Annotated in this window: 3 protein-coding genes and 1 pseudogene; 2 read left to right on the top strand and 2 right to left on the bottom strand. The window is 62.1% G+C overall.

All coding sequences use genetic code 11. The features are described 5' to 3' along the window. Window positions 1–509, top strand: a pseudogene (locus PGX04_RS33455) (hypothetical protein); the annotation flags it as partial. A gap of 353 nt (window positions 510–862) precedes the next feature. Here the strand turns inward: PGX04_RS33455 and PGX04_RS33450 are convergent. Continuing rightward, complete coding sequence (locus PGX04_RS33450) at window positions 863–2365, bottom strand: hypothetical protein (RefSeq protein ID WP_273742411.1); 1503 nt, start codon at window positions 2363–2365, stop codon at window positions 863–865. Between the two features lie 743 nt (window positions 2366–3108). Between PGX04_RS33450 and PGX04_RS33445 the strand changes: the two genes are divergently transcribed. After that, entirely contained in the window at window positions 3109–3576 is a 468-nt protein-coding gene (locus PGX04_RS33445) for a hypothetical protein (RefSeq protein WP_273742410.1), read from the top strand. Between the two features lie 120 nt (window positions 3577–3696). On the opposite strand, the gene larC2 is transcribed toward PGX04_RS33445, so the two are convergent. Further along, a partial coding sequence (larC2, locus tag PGX04_RS33440) for a nickel pincer cofactor biosynthesis protein LarC2 (protein WP_273742409.1) occupies window positions 3697–4344 on the bottom strand: 648 nt, incomplete at its 5' end.

Genomic DNA, 4344 nt, shown 5'->3' with positions numbered 1-4344 from the left:
GCAAGCCCGGTATCGCCGTCCTCGCCGGCGAGACGGTCGTCGCCGCCTTTCAGGTGCCGCTGGGCGACGCCGTCGACCTGATTCAACGCGAGGCCGCCGAGGCGCCCTCCCCGGTCGTCCGCATCGGCGACGGCTCCCGCCTCGAGAGCGCGAAACTGGTCACCGATCTCGACGACGTCCGCGTCGAACTCGTCGACGAGACGGGGACGACTCCCTACCTCGGCACCGGGACGCGAGGGATGGGTGACGTGCTGGCCGCGGTGAATATCGCTCGGCTCGAGGGGGAGGTCATCGACGCGCGGGAGATCGATCCGACCGAGGGGGAGATTCAGGTCATCAAAGACCGCTCGAGAGAGCGGAGCGAACGGAATCGTGCGATCGATGAGGTGCTCGCACGCCGGGTCGCTGCGGGCGAGTTGACTATCGACGAGGCGCTCGACGAGCACCGAGACGATGGGGACGCGTCAGCGAACGAGTCCGCGGAAACTGACCGTTCCGGGGAATCGTAGCCGTCTCCTCAGAACGTCGTTGGTCGAGAGCGAGTGCATGCTCGCTCGTCCCGTCGCGTTCCATCCGCGAATCGAACCTCCGACGTTCCATCCGCGAATTGAGCCCCGAGCGAGCCCCGTACACGCGTGAGACGACGCCGTCTCTCGCCGGTCGGGAAACCACAGTTCACTGCCGACGGCGGACTCGCTGGCGGGCAGTCTCTCGTGAGTGTATTTCGGTTTTGCCCGCTCGAGGACCGCACTGACGAGTCGTGTCTCACACTCTCGTCTCACTCTCTCCCGCTCGATGAACGACCAAAAGAAACGAAGTGGCGGTCACGCCGGTCGAAAATCGACCGTGTGACGGAGTCCAGTTACGCTTCGACCCACGTGTTCGTCGCCGCAACGGACGTGAGCTGGATGTTTTCGTTCTCCTGCATGGAGATCTGCGAGCTGCCGGCACTCCCACCGTCTTCGGCAAGTGCGACGGAGGTGTGCTGCTCGTTCAGGTTCTCCTGCGTGATGAACTGGTGCTGTTCGATCGCCGCGCTCGCCGTTTGATCGACGTCGTTCGTCTGCGTCGCGTTGGCGGCGTAATCGTACGACATGCCGGGGTTGGCGGAGCCGGAGTTACCGTCCACGGTGACCGTCGTACTCGAGGTGCGGGCGACCTCGTCGGAGACGTAGCCCGGACTCGCGTAGACGTTGAGCGCGTCGGCGTAGCCGATCTGTGCGTTGTAGTTCTGCTGGTACGCCATCTGGATCGCTGTGGCCTCGCTGCCGTTCTGTGCGATGGCCATGGCGCTGTTCTGCAGGTTGATGTTGCGCTGTTCGACGCCCTGCTCCTGGGCCACGCCGGCGGTCGCCGTCTGCTCGGCGCCGTCGTCGCCGCCCTTCTTGTCGGGTTTCTTCGCCTCGGTTTCGGTCGAGAGGACGTCGCTGCCGACGCCGCCCGCGGTCGCGACGTTCATCCCGACTGACGACGCCAGCAGGTTCGAGGCGTCGGCGCTGCCGAGTTGGGTGTTGAGGTTGCTCTGATCGGTGAACTGGATCGCGGTCGCGGTGCTGCCCTCGCCGACGGCGATGGCGACGGCACCGCGCTGTTCGTTGAGGTTCGCCTGTTCGACGTCCTGTTGCTGCGTGAGCAGTGAGTCGGCGCTCTGGCCGGCGCTCGGACCGTGATCGCCGCTCTTGTCCTTCTTGTGACCGAAGTCACCGTTACCGAGGTAGACGTTCGACGCGTTGGCGACGCCTTCCTGCAGGTTCTCGTTGCGCTGGTAGGACTGCTGGAGCGCGGTCGCATCGCTGTCGTTAACCGCCAGCGCGAACGCGGTGCTCTGGTTGTTATAGTTGACCTGTGCGACCTCCTGTGACTGCGTCACGGCGGCGAGAGCCTCCTGAGTGATCGTCTCGTCGTCACCTTTCTTGTCTTTGACTCCCCAGCCGTCGAACTGCTGGTCGCCACCGTCGCCGATGATGATGTTGACGTCACCGACGTTCTCGAACTGCGTTTCCGCGCTCTGGAGGCGGTCCTCGGCGGTGGCGGACCCGCGCTGTTCGTTGTCGTTGTACTGGTTGGCTTCCTGGACGGCGGTCGCTTCGCCGCCGTCGATCGCGATCGACACCGCGGAGCCTTGCTCGTTGATGTTGACCTGATCGACGTCCTGGTACTGGATGACCTCGGCCGCGGTGTCGGCCGAGCCGCTCGCGTGCTGGTCGACGTACTCCTCGAGCGATTGATCGCCGAGGTCGGCACCGAAGACCAGGTAGAGCTCCTCTCCGTCCTCGAGCGCGTGTACGGTTCCGTTCTCGAGGTCGCCGTCACCGCCCGCAGTGGCTGCCGGAACACCGGCCGCCATCATGGACAGGGCGACCATACAGGACAGAAGGAGTGTCGTAGCTTGTGATCGTCTCGTCGTGTCGTTTGTCATTGATCGTTTGATTTGCTTCGTGAGTGTCTTTCGTTTCTGAGTCTCTACGACGCAAACCACCATTCCGTGATGACCACCTTTGTTATCGATAGGTTGGAACTCGGTTGTGCCGGGATATAATAGGTAAGCTGATACCTTACAACCGGTAATCGGTGACTTCGACCGGAGAACAGTGCGCCGAAGCGGTCTCGAAGCGATCACGGTCCGGTTCCGACGTTCGATCGAGGGACTAGGCGGTAATTCGTGCGGTCAGCACGAGCGACTCGTTCCGCCGCTGTGAACCGTTTCTCCGACGACAGGCTGCTATTACTAGCTGATATTTTCAGTCGCGTATCCGATTCAATCGATATTTCGGGGACGGCGGTCCCGAATACCGTCACTGAAACGCCCGGAAACCGTCGATATAGTGTCGCTGTAACGAGGACAGGTTCTGCCATAATTCGGATAAAAACCATCACACTATGATAGGGGGAGGCAACGCGGGCCCCAACGCGTGGATTCGCTGCGAAACCGTTTGCCGGGTTCAAATGGGTGTCTGTGAACAGTAGCGACTGGGCAACGCGCCACAGCGGGAGAACCGGGAGGTGTCGGCGCTACGCGCGGCGAGCGACAGCGCCGTCACACGTGACAGATACTTCCGTTGGGGTCCACACGCGTGCTGCCCGATGACGAACACGGTGACCGAATCAATGAAACGCGCAATCACACTCGCACTGACGGTAGCACTAATCGGTGGCCTCACGTTCATGGGGTTCGCTGGAACAGCAGCGGCACAGGCAGACGCTGACTCGAACGTTAGCGTCGATCAGGAATCGGCAGCGGAGACCTCCATCGAAACCAGCCAGAGTAACAGCAACTCACAGACGCAGGCCGCGTCGTCTTACAGTAGCTCTGACAAGAGTACTGCCACGACGGTTGCAGAGCAAGGGCAAGAGGTCAACCAAGCTAACAGCAACACCGTCGAAGATACGACTACGGTTTCCTCGAACGACGCTGAAGTCGACTCGAGCGCCAACGCTAGCGACGACGACACGACCGACAACTCGACGACCGACAACTCGACGACCGAAACTGGTCTCATTGGCGACGATATCTCCAGCATCCTCGAATCACTGCTCGGTGAGGGTGGCCTCGGCGGTATCCTCGACACCTTGTAAGCCGATTCACAGTTGAATAGTACGTTCTCATTTTTTGCACTGTGTTCGATAGATTGATCTCGAGAGCGGTCGCGGCGATCGATCACTGTCTCCGTTGTCTACTAGATTCCTCTGTCCGAATCAGGATCTGTCACCCGTCGAGCTGAGTACTTGTTCCGCTCTGCGACGCACGTCTCGAGTCGATAGCCCCGCCTCTCGAGCCACTGCTTTCGCATCATCGTACTCAGCACTCACGTCGTACACCTCACCATCGGAATCACTCGCGATTTTCACAGTGACCTCGTACTCGTCGCCGTCGATCTCGAGCGTCACCGTCTCGAACTCTCGGTTCGCGATCCATCGATGCGTGACTCCCGCGTCACGGACGCCGAGCGTTCCCGTCTCTTCGGCCAGCGCTCGAGCGACGCGCTCTCGATCCGCGGGCTTGCAGATGACCTTCACGAGGTGGCCGGGACGGGACTTCTTCATCGTCGCGGGGAGGATCGACACGTCTCGAGCGCCCGCGCCCGCGAGAGTCTCCTGAAGCCCGCCCAGCACTTCGGGCGTCGCGTCGTCGAGGTTGGTCTCGAGGACCGCGATATCGTCTTTGACGAGGTCGCCCCGCCCCTCGCCGGAGCCGACCAGCACCCGAAGGACGTTCGGATGGGGATCGAGATCGTAGCCGCCCGCGCCGTAGCCCGACGCCTCGAGTTCGAGCGCGGGTAGCGCGTCGATCCCGTCGGCGACGTGGCCCAGGATCGCCGCGCCGGTGGGCGTGAGCAACTCGGC

Source organism: Natrinema soli (assembly GCF_028618695.1).
Note: the sequence above shows the minus strand (reverse complement) of the source record. Positions and strands in the feature narration are given on the sequence as shown.

Excerpts from the sequence above, each read along its gene's own strand:
- PGX04_RS33450 (WP_273742411.1), bottom strand. The coding sequence starts at position 2,365 with ATGGTCGCCCTGTCCATGATGGCGGCCGGTGTTCCGGCAGCCACTGCG.
- PGX04_RS33445 (WP_273742410.1), top strand. The coding sequence starts at position 3,109 with ATGAAACGCGCAATCACACTCGCACTGACGGTAGCACTAATCGGTGGC.